The following is a 12,762-nucleotide window of genomic DNA, read 5'->3' on the forward strand; positions in this document are numbered from 1 at the left end:
AGCGTTCCTTGCTAAGTTGGGCTCCGACCTGCGCCGCAGCGCCGGTGGCAAACCGAACGAAACGAGTCCAAACCCGCCAATCGCCGCCTGACCAACAAACTTGCGCTTCTACCAAGCGTCGCAGAGATCCGCTATCTGATCACCCGGCTCCTACTGCGACCGCCGATCAGGACGGCCTTCGTTCTCGCATGGTCACTCTGGCGACGAGAGCATCAAGCCTACGCAATGAGCGCTCACTACAAAACAAGACACAAAACGCAACTGTAGTACTAGACTAGTGTCGCTGGATTTGTCCAATCGATTGGTGCCCGGACTTGCTACTACCAGTCAGATGCATAGCGCAGATCATTTGAACGTGGATCGTACCCGGTGAGACTTGCGGAGCCTTCGAGCACGCGGCTGGAAACGCAAATCCGGACACAAATTGCAACCGGGATCTTATATAAGTCATAAAATGCCCTCACAAGTACTGCCGAATCGCTCAGCAATCGCGCTGTCGCGGTTCGAAAGAAGACAGTCATTCGACGACGTGACTGGAACACGACTTCGCGCTTAACGCCTGATTTGGCGACTTAGCGCGGAATGAAGAGACGCCGCTGTTTGCGGTCGTCATTCGGTCTCTTTTGCCTCAGTCTAGGCAAGCGATCTCGATTTCTCGACCACCGAAGGCCTCGGCTATGGTGTGTCTGCGCTACGACCACAAGGAGTCCATTTGTCTGAAACCGGATCCCTCTCGCAGCCGCGACCCTTCTTTGGGCTCTTCTCGTCGTTGCGTGTTGGCGCTCTGGGGCTTGGTGTAACCAGTTGCCTCGTCAATATCCTGGCGCTCAGTGGCTCGTTCTTCATGCTCCAGGTCTATGACCGCGTCATTCCCAGCCGCAGCCTGCCGACCCTCGTCGGTCTGGTCATCATCGTTGTGTCCCTCTTTGCGTTCCAATGGCTTCTGGATCTCACGCGATCCCTGCTTCTCGGGCAGATCGGACGGGCGGTGGATGAGCGGTTCTCAGGGCCGGCCTTCCTCTCAGTCGCGCTGTCGGCATCGCGCAAGCCGGCGCCGGGAGACGGTCTGCAGACGATCCGCGATATCGATACAGTGCGTGGATTTCTGTCCGGCCCTGGCCCGGGAGCGTTGTTCGACCTGCCCTGGATGCCCTTCTACCTCGCCCTCTGCTTCCTGTTTCATCACTGGATTGGCCTCACGGCCGTGGCTGGCGCGCTTCTCTTGACGGGGCTGGCGCTGCTTGCGGAGCTGAAGTCACGCGGTCCGACGAGGGAGACGGCCACCATCCTTTCTGAGCGAATGGCTTTCGCCGAAACCGCGAGGCGCAATTCAGAAGCGGTCGTCGCAATGGGCTTTGGTGGGACGCTCTCGGCGCGCTGGGCCGAAGTCAACCGGCGCCACCTCGACAGTCACTTGCGCACGGCCACTTTCGTCAACTCGCTTTCAACCCTGTCGCGCTCCGCGCGCATGTTGCTGCAGTCCGCCGTGCTGGCCGTGGGCGCCATACTCGTCATTCGACAGGAAGCAACTGGCGGCATCATGATTGCGAGCTCCATTCTCGTGAGCCGCGCGCTCGCCCCGATCGAGCTTGCCATCGCGCACTGGCGAGGATTTGCGGCTGCCCGCCAGGCGTGGTCGCGCCTCGACCGCGAGGTCGAGCTCTCCGACGGGCGGCAGCGAGACGTCGCGCTACCGGCGGCGCGGCAATCACTGGCCGTGGAGAACCTTCATCTGGGAGCTCCGGGCTCGAAGATGCCGATCATTCGCGGGCTGTCCTTCGAGGTTAGCGCGGGTGAGGCAGTTGGCATCGTCGGTCCGAGCGCCTCGGGCAAGTCTTCGCTGGCGCGGGGCATCGTCGGCCTATGGCCGGCTCTTGCAGGGGATATCAGGCTGGACGGAGCGTCGCTTTCACAATGGACGGCGGAAGCACTCGGCCGCAACATCGGTTACCTGCCGCAGGACGTGTCGCTGTTCGACGGAACCATCGCCGACAACATTGCCCGGTTCGATCCGGAGGCCTCTTCGGAGTTGATCATCGCCGCCGCCAGGGCCGCGGGTGTCTACGATATGATCGTGAGCTTTGCCGATGGCTTCGATACGCGGATCGGCGAGCAGGGCAGAACCCTGTCCGCGGGCCAGCGGCAACGCATCGGGTTGGCAAGGGCCCTCTACGCGGATCCGTTCCTCGTTGTGCTCGACGAGCCGAATTCCAATCTCGATGTTCAGGGCGAGCTGGCACTCTCGCAGGCGATCGAGTCCGTTCGGTCGCGGCAAGGGGTGGTGTTGATCATCGCTCACCGGGCGAGCGCGCTTTCCGCGGTCGACAAGGTGCTTGTTCTCGAGGGCGGTCGGGGCAAAGCGTTCGGCCCTAAGAGCGAAGTTCTCAAGACGGGACCAAAGTCAGTCGCTGCCACCGGTTCCTTCGTCCGACCGCTTCGCGCCGGCGGGGAGTTGTCGTCATGACCGGGGCTGTGACATCGACGGAACGAGCAATCCGCCGACTTACGTTGCTTGCCCTTGCAACAGCTGCCCTGCTCGTCGGGGTTCTTGGCGGGCTTGCCTCGGCGATCCGTATAAACGGCGCGGTGATTGCCCAGGGGACACTGGTCGTCGACAGCTATGTGAAGCCGGTGCAGCACCAGAAGGGCGGCACTGTGGGACAGGTCTTCGTCCGCAACGGCGATCGCGTCGCGGCTGGCCAAATCCTCGTTCATCTCGACGACACCCAGACGAAAGCGAATCTTGCGATCGTATCGCGGCGGCTGCGAGAGCTTGCAGCGCGATCAGCCAGGCTTTCTGCAGAACGCGACGGCGCGAACGCCATTCTTTTTCCAGCGGTCGTCAGAGATGCCGATGCCACTCAGGCTACCGCCCTCATGAGCTCCGAGCTGCGGCTGTTTGATGACCGTCGCGCATCGCTCAGTGGAAGGACAGCGCAACTGCGCGAGCGCGTCCGTCAGCTCGACCAGCAGGCCGAAGGACTGTCGGCCCAGCAGGAGGGCAAGCGTCGCGCCATCGGCATCATTGGCAAGGAGCTTGCAAGCCTGGAGCCGCTGCTTCGGCAGGGAGTTATTCCCGCAACCCGCGTCTACACCCTGCAACGTGATGCGGCCGATTTGACGGGAGAACTTGGCAGCCTCGTTGCCTCGACCGCGGAAATCAAAGGAAAAATCGCCGAAACGGAGTTGCAGATTATCCAGGTGGGTGACGATCACAGAAGCGAGGTGTCCGAACAGCTGAGGCAGGCGGAGGGCGACAGTGGCGAATACGCCGAGCGGCGCGTTGCGATAGAGGACGAGCTACGACACGTCGACATAAGGGCGCCGCAAGACGGCATCGTCCATCAACTTGCTGTCCATGCGCGCGGTGCCGTGATCACGCCAGGCGAGGCCGTCATGCAGATCGTGCCCGATCACGACATGCTCACGCCCGAGCTGAAATTGTCGCCACAGGACGTCGACCAGGTCGCAGTCGGCAAGGAGGTCAGCCTGCGGTTCTCGGCGTTCAGCTACAGGACAACACCGGAATTGAAGGGACGCGTTGCATCTGTCTCCGCTGACCTGACAACGGATACGCATTCCGGCCAATCCTACTACACGCTGCGGGTCGCGGTGCCCGAGAGCGAATGGCAAAGGCTTGGCAAGCTGGCACCGGTTGCCGGGATGCCCGTCGAAGCCTTCATCGAGACGGGCGAGCGCACGGCGCTCGGTTATCTCGCAAAGCCGTTTACGGACCAGCTGGTCCGTGCATTTCGGGAGGAATGACGACAGCCGTCGGAGGAGGAGACCATGAGAAGCACGAAAACCCGAAGGAGTTGATAATGGCAAAATCAATACAAAATGCTGTCGGCCAACCGCTGTTCTACAGTGGCGCCTCGACCGCATGGTTCTCCGCAACCGGTTCCGGCCCTGTGCTGAATGGCACGTCCGGCAACGACTCCATATGGGGCGACAGTTCCGTCAACGTGACCATGCACGGCGGAACCGGCGATGACATCTACTATCTCTATTCCGCCATCAACCGTGCTGCGGAAGAGCCCGGCGGTGGAACCGACACCATCAACACCTGGATGAGCTATACGCTTCCCGAGAATTTCGAGAACCTGACTGTGACGGGCGCCGGGCGCTATGCTTTCGGCAACGCCCAGGACAACATCATCTCCGGAGCCTCGGGAAGCCAGACGATCGACGGCGGTGCCGGCAACGACGTGTTGATCGGCGGAGGCGGAGCCGACACATTCCTGGTCACCAAGGGCCACGGGAGTGATCTGATTGTCGATTTCAGTAGCGACGATACGGTGCGCCTGAACAGCTACGGGCTTTCGTCCTTCGAGCAGGTGCTGGCTCATACGACTCAGGAGGGCGCCAATCTGCGGCTGGATCTCGGTGGCGGTGAGAGCCTCGTCTTTGCCAATACCGAGGTGTCGGATCTGCAGGCGAGCCAGTTTCAACTGACGCTCGACCGCTCGAAGCTGGCGCTGAGCTTCGATGACGAATTCAACAGCCTGTCCTTGCGCAGTGGCGACCAGGGCACGTGGGATGCCAAGTTCTGGTGGGCGCCGGACCGCGGCAGCCCGTTGACCGGGAACGGTGAGCTGCAGTGGTACATCAACCCGTCCTACGCACCGACTGCAGCGGCAAATCCATTCTCTGTGAGCAACGGCGTATTGACGATTTCTGCAGAACCCGCCTCGCAGGCGATCCAGGCGCAGATCAACGGCTACGACTACACATCTGGTCTCCTGAACACCCATTCGTCCTTCGCCCAGACCTATGGCTATTTCGAAATTCGTGCCGATATGCCGACGGAACAGGGCGTCTGGCCGGCCTTCTGGCTCCTCCCGGAGGACGGCTCCTGGCCACCAGAACTCGACGTCGTCGAGATGCGCGGTCAGGAGCCGAACGTTGTCAATGCCACAGTCCACAGCGACCATGGCGGCGCACATACGATGACGTCCTTTCCGGTCAAGGTGGCAAGTACCCAAGGCTTCCACAACTACGGCGTCCTCTGGGACGAGGATCACATCACCTGGTACTTCGATGACGTCGCAGTCGCGCAGACGGATACACCCGAGGACATGCACAATCCCATGTACATGCTGGTCAACCTCGCTGTCGGCGGTACGGCTGGAGCGCCGTCCAACGGTCTTACGAACGGATCGGAAATGCACATCGACTATATCAGGGCCTACACCCTGGCGGACAGCCCATTGCACGCTGCCACCGAAGCCACTGCGAGCAACGATTGGCACATCTGACGAGGTGAAAGCCAAGCGGGGATGAGGTCGGAGGGTCATGATGGCGCCAGTCACCCCAGGCCCTTTGAGCATCGTTATCCGTTAGCTTGCTTCGACGATGCTTTGATATCGCGTGCGCCGATCCCTCAGGCGTTCGCGATATCGCTCCTGGCTTGCAGACAGATGAGCGCGCATGGCGTCGCGCGCACCGGTAGCGTCGCCTGCAGAAATTGCATTGAGGATGGCAAGATGTTCCCGCTGCAATCCGGCTTGGTAGCTGACCGAGAGAACCTCTTCGGTGGCGTAAGGAGAGGTGACGTCACAAGGGATGGTTCGCGCCCCTAGCGCGTCGAGGACTTCAACATAGAAAGGGTTGTTGGTTGCCTCGGCGATGGATCGGTGGAACGCAAAGTCGGCCTGGCCGGTGGGCTTGCCAAGCTGCAGGAGCCGATCGAACTCGAAAAAGCTCTCCTGAATCTGCGCCTCCTGCGAGGCGTTTCTGCGGGTGGCGGCCAGCGCTGCACCTTCAGCCTCAAGCGCGATGCGAACTTCAAGCACGTTCAGGGCGTGCGATATGTTGCTTGATCGGTCCTGTCTTATGATCGGAGCGGACGACTGGTGACCAATCACGAAGATGCCTGCCCCTTGTCGCGTTTCCAGCAACCCATCGGCCGAGAGAGCCGCGATCGCCTCGCGAATGACGGTCCTGCTGACGTCGAAGGATTCTGCGAGTTGGGCCTCCGTCGGCAACTTCTGTCCGACGGAGATCTGGCCTGAAAGGAAGTCCTGGCGGAGGGAGTCGGCGATCCGTTCAGAGAGCTTCTGTCGTCGTGGTGGACCACCATCGACCGGAGGAGGAATTGCGTTCAAGGGTGTTGTCGCCTCTGCAAATGATGTCCGAGCATACCGCCAGTGCTCCATTAAGACAACAATTGTGGATGTTATCATACAAAATTGCGGAGTCCGAGCCGATCGACGGCAATTCCTTATAATTCAGACCTTTTGACATCCCTCAGGCTGTCGACAGTTGATCGGAATGAAGCGATTGCGGTTGCTCAAGTATGATCAATATGTATGATGACTTTGAAAAGACATTGGGAGGCAACGTGACTCACACTGACTACACCAATCGCTTCGCGATTGATCCGCGGGCCGCAGCGGGATTTGGGACCGCCGAGCTTCGCGAAAACTTCTTGCTGCCGCCGCTCTTCGTGGCTGGCCGCATCCAGCTTCACTACACCAATTACGACCGGATGATCGTCGGTGGTGCCATGCCGACTTCCGCGCCGCTTTCACTGGAAACGATCAAGCCTGCCGGGACCGATACGCTTCTGGCCCGGCGCGAGCTGATCGCTGTCAATATTGGTGGTGCCGGCATCGTCGTCGTCGATGGCGAAGAGTTTCAGGCCGGTACCCGCGACATGGTCTATGCCGGCATGGGGGCTTCGGTGACATTCCGGTCCGTATCGGCCGAACAACCGGCAAAATTCTACCTGCTCAGCGCCCCCGCGCATGTCCGTCACCCTGCAAAGCATATCGGCATTTCAGATGCCAAGCGCGTCGATCTCGGGGCACAGGCAACGAGCAACGAGCGCTCGATCTTCCAGTTCATTCACTCGGACGGCGCCAGGACCTGCCAACTCGTTGTGGGCATGACGACGCTTGCTGAAGGCTCGGTGTGGAACACCATGCCCTGCCACGTGCATGACCGGCGGATGGAGGCCTATCTCTATTTCGATCTGCCGGAAAAGGCCCGCGTCGTGCATCTGATGGGCGAGCCGAACGAAACGCGCCACCTCATCGTCAAGAACGAGGAGGCGATCCTGTCGCCGGGTTGGTCGATCCATTCCGGTGTCGGCACATCAAGCTACACATTCATCTGGGCCATGGCCGGTGACAATGTCGACTATACCGACGTCGACCTTGTCGCCATCGAAGATCTTAGGTGAGGAGGGGGAATATGGCAGCGAGTGATCTTTTCGTGCCGGCCAAGGATGCCGAGTGGACCAGTCCGGAACCGGGCGTGAGGCGTCGCATCATGGCCTACCTGCCTGAGATGATGATGGTCGAGGTGGTTTTTGAGAAGGACGCCGTCGGTGCGCTTCATTCCCATCCCCACATCCAGGCAAGCTATGTAGCTGAGGGCAGTTTCGAGGTGACGATCGACGGCAGGACGGAAACCCTGCACCAGGGAGGCAGCTTCATCGTTCCCCCCGATCTGGTGCATGGGGTCAAGGCTCTCGAGAAGGGCCGCCTGATCGATACGTTTACGCCACATCGCGCCGAGTTTCTGAAGTGAGCGTGAGATGACCATGTTCGATCTTTCCGGGCAGGTGGCGGTCGTCACCGGTGCCAATACCGGCCTTGGTCAGGCAATTGCCGTGGCGCTGGCGGCGGCCGGCGCCTCGATCGTTGCCGTTGGCCGCTCATCGATGGACGAAACCGAGGCTGCGGTTCGCGAGATCGGTGCCGGTTTTCACGCCATCAAGGCCGATCTCGGGTCGATCGAGCCGGTCAAAGCGATCGTCGATGAAACGGTAGCGACCTTTGGCAAGCTCGATGTCCTGGTCAACAATGCCGGCATCATCCGCCGCGCCGACGCCATCGACTTCACGGAGGCCGATTGGGATGCGGTCATGGACATCAACCTGAAGAGCGTCTTCTTTCTGTCGCAGGCTGCCGCCCGGCATATGCTCGCGAGTGGCAGGGGCAAGATCATCAATATCGCCTCGCTATTGTCCTTCCAGGGCGGCATCCGCATTCCCTCCTACACGGCCTCGAAGAGCGGGCTTGCCGGACTGACGCGCCTCTTGGCCTGCGAATGGGCGGGCAAGGGCATCAACGTCAATGCCATTGCTCCGGGCTATTTCGTGACCAACAACACGACCGCGCTTCGCGAGGACCGTGAGCGCAGCGCCGGTATCCTTTCGCGTATCCCCGCCGGACGGTGGGGAGATCCGGCAGATCTTGGGGGAGCGGCCGTATTTCTGGCATCGAAGGCCTCGGACTATGTCCATGGAACAGTTCTGTCTGTCGATGGCGGATGGCTTGCGCGCTGAACCAGCCAAGCGGTACGCACCTTGGCCCGATGAGATTGCAGATGAGCGGCGCAAAAGCCCAGCGCCTGGCCAGGACTGATGTCCGGGTCAGAAATGAAGAACCCTTCCTCACCCCAATTACGGGGAGTTGATCGATGGCAGGAAGAATTCGACTTCCCTTCGGCGACGCATTTCCAAAGCTTCGACACGATCATGCCAAAACTGCTCAGCGGCGGGCGGGTCTGCCTCCCATGCGCGCACAGTTTGCTGATTGTCGTCGATCTTGACGCGCCTCTTTCCGCCTAGCCGGAGATATTCCTCCGCAAGCTGACGGCCCTCCGTCATTTCCATCTTGAATCACGTCCTTTCGATGAGCCTCGCGACGCACCCGTCGCTTGTTCGAAGAACGTTTGTCGCGAGCCATTGTTCCGCAGTCTCGGCATCGATTGCGACGGTGCAATGTCACCAATGCGTGGCCTTCCCGCCGTCAACCGCGTCGATGACGGCACCCCACAAGGCATCGACTTCTGCCTTCGCGTCAATCGATGCCAGATGGCTTTGGCTTGCTTCCAGCACCGCGTCGGCCATGGTGTTTACGTCGGCCTGTGTGTCGACCATGCGGATCGCACCGCCCTCTATCAGCTTGCAGAACAGGCCATGGTGGGCGAGGGCATCTCGCTGTCGCGGCGCGTTGACGACGACGGGCTTTCCCGAAAAGCTTGCCGCAAGCACGCTTGCCCGGCGCGCCGTCAGCCCTTCAGCGAAAAGATAGCAGAACACGTCGACATGTCTGAAGATCCCGAAGAGCTCCTCGGCGTCGGCAACATAACCTGTTACGACGACCCGGTCTGAAATGCCGAGCTTGTCTGCGAGCGCATAAAATTCCTGCTCCACATTGTCGCTGCCGCGGATGAACGATCCGGCGAAGACCACGCCGACGTCGTGGCCAAGCGCCACGAGCCGGGCAGCAGTCTCCAGAACTGCCGTTGACTGCTTCTTGGGATAGATCGAACCGAATTGCCCAAGGATCAGCCGCCGGGCCTTGCGCTGTGCGTCAAGTCTCCGGGCGATCGGGCCGTCGTGGAGTGTGGTAGGCAAGGCAAGATTTGGCGGGATCGGGATGACTGCTCGCCGACTGGTCGACAGGGCGGACAGAGGGCTCTTGGCAAATTCGGCGGCGACTTCCGGCGCTGAAAACAAGATCCGAGTTGCGACCACCACCACCGGAACCAGCACCAGGCGACGCTTCCAGTCGAGAGCGTGCCATTCGTGCAATACCACGACAAGGTGTTTGCGCTGCAGCCGGGAAACGAATGCCGCGACGACCGGCTCTGCTAGCTTTTTCTTCCAGGCCACCACAGGAAAATTGAGGATGGCGGCGTCCGCATCGTCGAGCGCGGATTTAAGCCTCCCGATATTGCCGTCAAGCACGTGCCGAGTGGCGCGCCCGTCGAGTCGCAAAGCCGCCTGTCGGGCAAACTCTTCGACACCACAGGTTTGGGCGGCGTCGGAGACGAGTGCGAGGTAGCGACGTTTCGGCATATCAGACCTTTTGAACAGGCGGACGGCGGGTGACCGCGCTGCGTTGATACCGTCTTTTGGTAAAAGCCGGCTTACAATTTCAGGTTCAATGTTTGACATGCCGTCGGCAAAAAAAAGGCCTGCCACCATCACGTGTATAGCGAGGGTTAACTATAGCTCGAGGTTTTACAGCGATGGGTCTTCGAAACAGCTAATTGTCGGATCCGTTCTTGACCGATGCTCGTTTCGAAGGTGCGTGAATGACTAGGCATAGCAGTGCACCAGCGCGTCTGAGTTATTCGATGAACGAATGGCCGACGAACCGGCTCGGAAGCCTGCCGATCGTGCGGGCCGGCATGGAAGAATCCGCAGACGCCTTCATTCAGTTGGCGCTCGAGCGCAGGGGGGCCGGCGGGCGTCCCTTCTACTCCACCTCCGCAAACGGTCAGGTCATTGCGCTTTGCGAGCATGATGCCAATTTCCGCTCGTTGACGCGTCAGGCCGACCAGATCCATGCCGATGGAATGTCGGTCGTGCTCTTTTCCAAGCTATCCTCGGCCGAGCCTTTGCCAGAGCGAGTCGCCACGACCGATCTCGTTCATGCCGTGGCGGAACGCGCGGCGGAAGTCGGGGTCAGTTTTTACTTTCTTGGTGCCAGCGAAGTGGTGAATGCCCGGGCGGTCGAGAACATGTCGAAGGCCTATCCGGGACTTCGCTTTGCCGGCCGACGCAACGGTTATTTTGATCGCGCCGAGGAAGAAGCGGTTGTCGAGGCGATCAATGCGGCGGCTCCGGATATCCTCTGGATCGGCTTCGGCGTGCCGCTGGAGCAGCAGTTCGTCGTTCGCAACATCAACAGATTGCACAATGTCGGCTTGATCAAAACTTCCGGCGGCCTGTTTGATTTCCTCGCCGGAAGCAAGAGCCGCGCCCCCCGCTGGATGCAGAAGGTTGGCCTTGAGTGGTTATACCGCATGCTCCTCGAGCCGCGCCGGCTGGCAACACGCTATTTGACCACCAATCCGGTTGCCATCTACGCGATGCTCCGGCATTCGCTGCGAGCTCTTTCTGCAGGCCGGTGATCGGACCAACGATCTTGAGTTCCTCGATTTCGCTCATCACACCGAGTTATCGTGGCGACCTCGACAGTTGCCGCCTTCTCTGTGACTCGATCGACCGGTATGTAACGGGCTACGACGTGCATTACATCGTGATCGGGGACGAGGATGCGGACGCCTTCGTGGGCTTCGAAGGGGACAAACGCCGCGTGATCGTCTCGTCCAGCCTGCTTCCGTCCCTTTGGGCCCTGCCGAAATGGCGGGGGCGACGCTACTGGTGGGCACCCCATTTGCGCCTGCCGATCTACGGCTGGCACCTGCAGCAGATGCGCAAGATCGCAATGACGCTGGCGCAACCGAGCGAGCGGGTCATGTGCATCGACTCCGACAATTGCTTCTGCCGCCCACTGGATCTGAGCGCAATGGCATCGACGCCGAAGCTCGCTCACCACGTCGCGGCCGGAGATATCAATCCCACGCGACCTAGCCACGTCCGCTGGTGGCAAAATGCGCATCGGCTGCTTGGCCTGAGCGTACCGCCGCTGCCAGGCGACGATTCCATCAGCCAGATGGTTCTGTGGGAGCGGCGAACGGTGGCGACCATGGTGAAGCGTATCGAGGGCGCTAGTCGTTTTCCGTGGTGGCAGGCGCTGGCCCGCATCCGGCATTTTTCCGAGTATCTCATTTACGGTGTCGCGGTCGCCAATGATCCCGAGCTCGCGCAACGACATGAACGCGTTTCGCAAAGCCCGTGCCTGACCTATTGGGAGGGGCCGGCTCTCGACAGGGAGGGATTGGCGGCATTCATCGAGGGCTTGAAACCGGGTCAGACGACGATCGCGATCCAGTCGCATACGCACACACCGATCGAAGTGATCCGCGAGGCGGCTCTTGGCTGAGAGAGCCTAGTTGCTGGCCCGATATGGGGTTGGCAGGAAGCCGAGGCTTGCCAATGTACGACCGAGTGACACGAGCAGCGGATGGCTTGCCGGCAGCAGCCGCCGGGTCCTGAGGAACAGTGCCATCGATCGAAGGCAGCCGGCGCCGAGACTGAGAGCGTTTTTTGCAATCACCCTGATGGCCGACGTGCTGTGGATCCGATCGATAACATAATTGATGCTTCCGGTGCGCAGCGAGCGCGTCATCAGGAAACGGGCCGAGACGCGTTCCTCGGGTACGAATTCGCGGATAACCGCCTCGGCGCACCACCAGGTCTTGAAGCCGGCCTTGCGGCATCTCGTAAAAAACTCCATGTCGCCACCGCCCAGGAAGTTGAAGCGGACATCGAAAAGCGGCGAAGCAAGACCTGCAAATACGCGGCGGTGGATCAGGCAGTTGCCGGAACCGTGGATCTGATCAATTGCCCGGGTCGAGCCTTCTATCGAGCCGAAGAGCAGATGCTGGGTGACTGCGTCGGACACTGGTACTTCGAACTGCCGGACAACAGGCCCGCCGACGATGTCGGCACCCTCCCGCCGAGCCGTGTCAACGATCGCGGCAAGCCAACCGGGCATGGCCATTTCATCGTCATCGATCATCAGCAGAAACTCGGCCTCCGGAAAGCCAGCCATTGCCTCGCCGAACGCACGGTTGATGGCATGGCAATTGCCCTGCCGCTCTTCCGTGGTGACCAGGAAGGGCAGGCCGACCGTGGTGAGAAACTTGTGGGCAAAGTGGGCGCCGGCCGGGTTGGCTGCGTCGTTGTCGACAACGACGACGGCGAAGGCGAAATCGGTCACTTGCTCGGCGAGCGATGTCAGGGTGCGCGCCAGCCATTCCGGTCGACGAAACGTCGGGATGCAAACGACTGCCTCAACGGACCCCTTGCTTTCCTGCATCATCCAAACCTCGATCGCGCAGAGATTGTTCGCCTTGCGGCGTTAGCCGACTTGGCCTGGCCATTGGCGC

Annotated in this window: 12 protein-coding genes; 8 read left to right on the top strand and 4 right to left on the bottom strand. The window is 60.5% G+C overall.

Annotated elements, in window-relative coordinates:
- The first annotated feature begins 712 nt into the window (after window positions 1-712).
- From RHIBUN_RS0117790 to RHIBUN_RS0117800, 3 genes are read left to right on the top strand one after another with little or no spacing between them, the layout of a single operon-like run.
- The gene (locus tag RHIBUN_RS0117790) at window positions 713-2,464 is read left to right on the top strand and encodes a type I secretion system permease/ATPase (RefSeq protein ID WP_025660570.1); all 1,752 of its coding nucleotides are present in this window, start codon (window positions 713-715) and stop codon (window positions 2,462-2,464) included.
- The gene (locus RHIBUN_RS0117795; RefSeq protein ID WP_025660571.1) at window positions 2,461-3,765 is read left to right on the top strand and encodes an HlyD family type I secretion periplasmic adaptor subunit; all 1,305 of its coding nucleotides are present in this window, start codon (window positions 2,461-2,463) and stop codon (window positions 3,763-3,765) included. Before RHIBUN_RS0117790 ends, RHIBUN_RS0117795 begins: the two co-directional genes overlap by 4 nt.
- A gap of 56 nt (window positions 3,766-3,821) precedes the next feature.
- Window positions 3,822-5,258: a family 16 glycosylhydrolase gene (locus tag RHIBUN_RS0117800; protein ID WP_025660572.1), complete on the top strand. Its 1,437-nt coding sequence runs from the start codon at window positions 3,822-3,824 to the stop codon at window positions 5,256-5,258.
- Window positions 5,259-5,339: 81 nt separating this feature from the next.
- Here RHIBUN_RS0117800 and RHIBUN_RS0117805 read toward each other — a convergent pair whose 3' ends face one another.
- Window positions 5,340-6,107: a FadR/GntR family transcriptional regulator gene (locus RHIBUN_RS0117805; protein WP_025660573.1), complete on the bottom strand. Its 768-nt coding sequence runs from the start codon at window positions 6,105-6,107 to the stop codon at window positions 5,340-5,342.
- A gap of 236 nt (window positions 6,108-6,343) precedes the next feature.
- Here RHIBUN_RS0117805 and kduI point away from each other — a divergent pair, with 236 nt between their 5' ends.
- From kduI to kduD, 3 genes are read left to right on the top strand one after another with little or no spacing between them, the layout of a single operon-like run.
- Window positions 6,344-7,186, top strand: coding sequence for a 5-dehydro-4-deoxy-D-glucuronate isomerase (kduI, locus tag RHIBUN_RS0117810; protein ID WP_025660574.1), 843 nt, complete (start codon window positions 6,344-6,346; stop codon window positions 7,184-7,186).
- An 11-nt stretch (window positions 7,187-7,197) separates the two neighbouring features.
- Entirely contained in the window at window positions 7,198-7,536 is a 339-nt protein-coding gene (locus RHIBUN_RS0117815; protein WP_025660575.1) for a cupin domain-containing protein, read from the top strand.
- 7 nt (window positions 7,537-7,543) lie between these two features.
- The gene (gene kduD / locus RHIBUN_RS0117820; RefSeq protein WP_025660576.1) at window positions 7,544-8,296 is read left to right on the top strand and encodes a 2-dehydro-3-deoxy-D-gluconate 5-dehydrogenase KduD; all 753 of its coding nucleotides are present in this window, start codon (window positions 7,544-7,546) and stop codon (window positions 8,294-8,296) included.
- A gap of 117 nt (window positions 8,297-8,413) precedes the next feature.
- On the opposite strand, the gene RHIBUN_RS37370 is transcribed toward kduD, so the two are convergent.
- Together RHIBUN_RS37370 and RHIBUN_RS0117830 are read right to left on the bottom strand one after the other, a co-directional pair.
- Entirely contained in the window at window positions 8,414-8,626 is a 213-nt protein-coding gene (locus RHIBUN_RS37370; protein WP_018858147.1) for a hypothetical protein, read from the bottom strand.
- Window positions 8,627-8,737: 111 nt separating this feature from the next.
- On the bottom strand, window positions 8,738-9,817 hold the full coding sequence (locus tag RHIBUN_RS0117830; RefSeq protein WP_025660577.1) for a glycosyltransferase: 1,080 nt from the start codon (window positions 9,815-9,817) through the stop codon (window positions 8,738-8,740).
- Between the two features lie 281 nt (window positions 9,818-10,098).
- Here RHIBUN_RS0117830 and RHIBUN_RS0117835 point away from each other — a divergent pair, with 281 nt between their 5' ends.
- The gene (locus tag RHIBUN_RS0117835; RefSeq protein ID WP_025660578.1) at window positions 10,099-10,878 is read left to right on the top strand and encodes a WecB/TagA/CpsF family glycosyltransferase; all 780 of its coding nucleotides are present in this window, start codon (window positions 10,099-10,101) and stop codon (window positions 10,876-10,878) included.
- 14 nt (window positions 10,879-10,892) lie between these two features.
- Entirely contained in the window at window positions 10,893-11,753 is an 861-nt protein-coding gene (locus tag RHIBUN_RS0117840) for a DUF6492 family protein (RefSeq protein ID WP_025660579.1), read from the top strand.
- Between the two features lie 6 nt (window positions 11,754-11,759).
- Here the strand turns inward: RHIBUN_RS0117840 and RHIBUN_RS0117845 are convergent, their stop codons facing one another.
- A complete protein-coding gene (locus tag RHIBUN_RS0117845) occupies window positions 11,760-12,692 on the bottom strand; it encodes a glycosyltransferase (RefSeq protein ID WP_025660580.1) in 933 nt (310 codons plus the stop codon).
- Window positions 12,693-12,762 lie beyond the last annotated feature (70 nt).

It is taken from the genome of Rhizobium sp. IBUN, assembly GCF_000510625.1.
GTDB lineage: Bacteria > Pseudomonadota > Alphaproteobacteria > Rhizobiales > Rhizobiaceae > Rhizobium > Rhizobium altiplani.

Bases quoted from the DNA above. Each gene is read 5' to 3' on its own strand.
- RHIBUN_RS0117830 (WP_025660577.1), bottom strand. From the start codon at position 9,817: ATGCCGAAACGTCGCTACCTCGCACTCGTCTCCGACGCCGCCCAAACC.
- RHIBUN_RS0117845 (WP_025660580.1), bottom strand. From the start codon at position 12,692: ATGCAGGAAAGCAAGGGGTCCGTTGAGGCAGTCGTTTGCATCCCGACG.
- kduD (WP_025660576.1), top strand. From the start codon at position 7,544: ATGACCATGTTCGATCTTTCCGGGCAGGTGGCGGTCGTCACCGGTGCC.
- RHIBUN_RS0117795 (WP_025660571.1), top strand. From the start codon at position 2,461: ATGACCGGGGCTGTGACATCGACGGAACGAGCAATCCGCCGACTTACG.
- RHIBUN_RS0117815 (WP_025660575.1), top strand. From the start codon at position 7,198: ATGGCAGCGAGTGATCTTTTCGTGCCGGCCAAGGATGCCGAGTGGACC.
- RHIBUN_RS0117800 (WP_025660572.1), top strand. From the start codon at position 3,822: ATGGCAAAATCAATACAAAATGCTGTCGGCCAACCGCTGTTCTACAGT.
- RHIBUN_RS37370 (WP_018858147.1), bottom strand. From the start codon at position 8,626: ATGGAAATGACGGAGGGCCGTCAGCTTGCGGAGGAATATCTCCGGCTA.
- RHIBUN_RS0117835 (WP_025660578.1), top strand. From the start codon at position 10,099: ATGAACGAATGGCCGACGAACCGGCTCGGAAGCCTGCCGATCGTGCGG.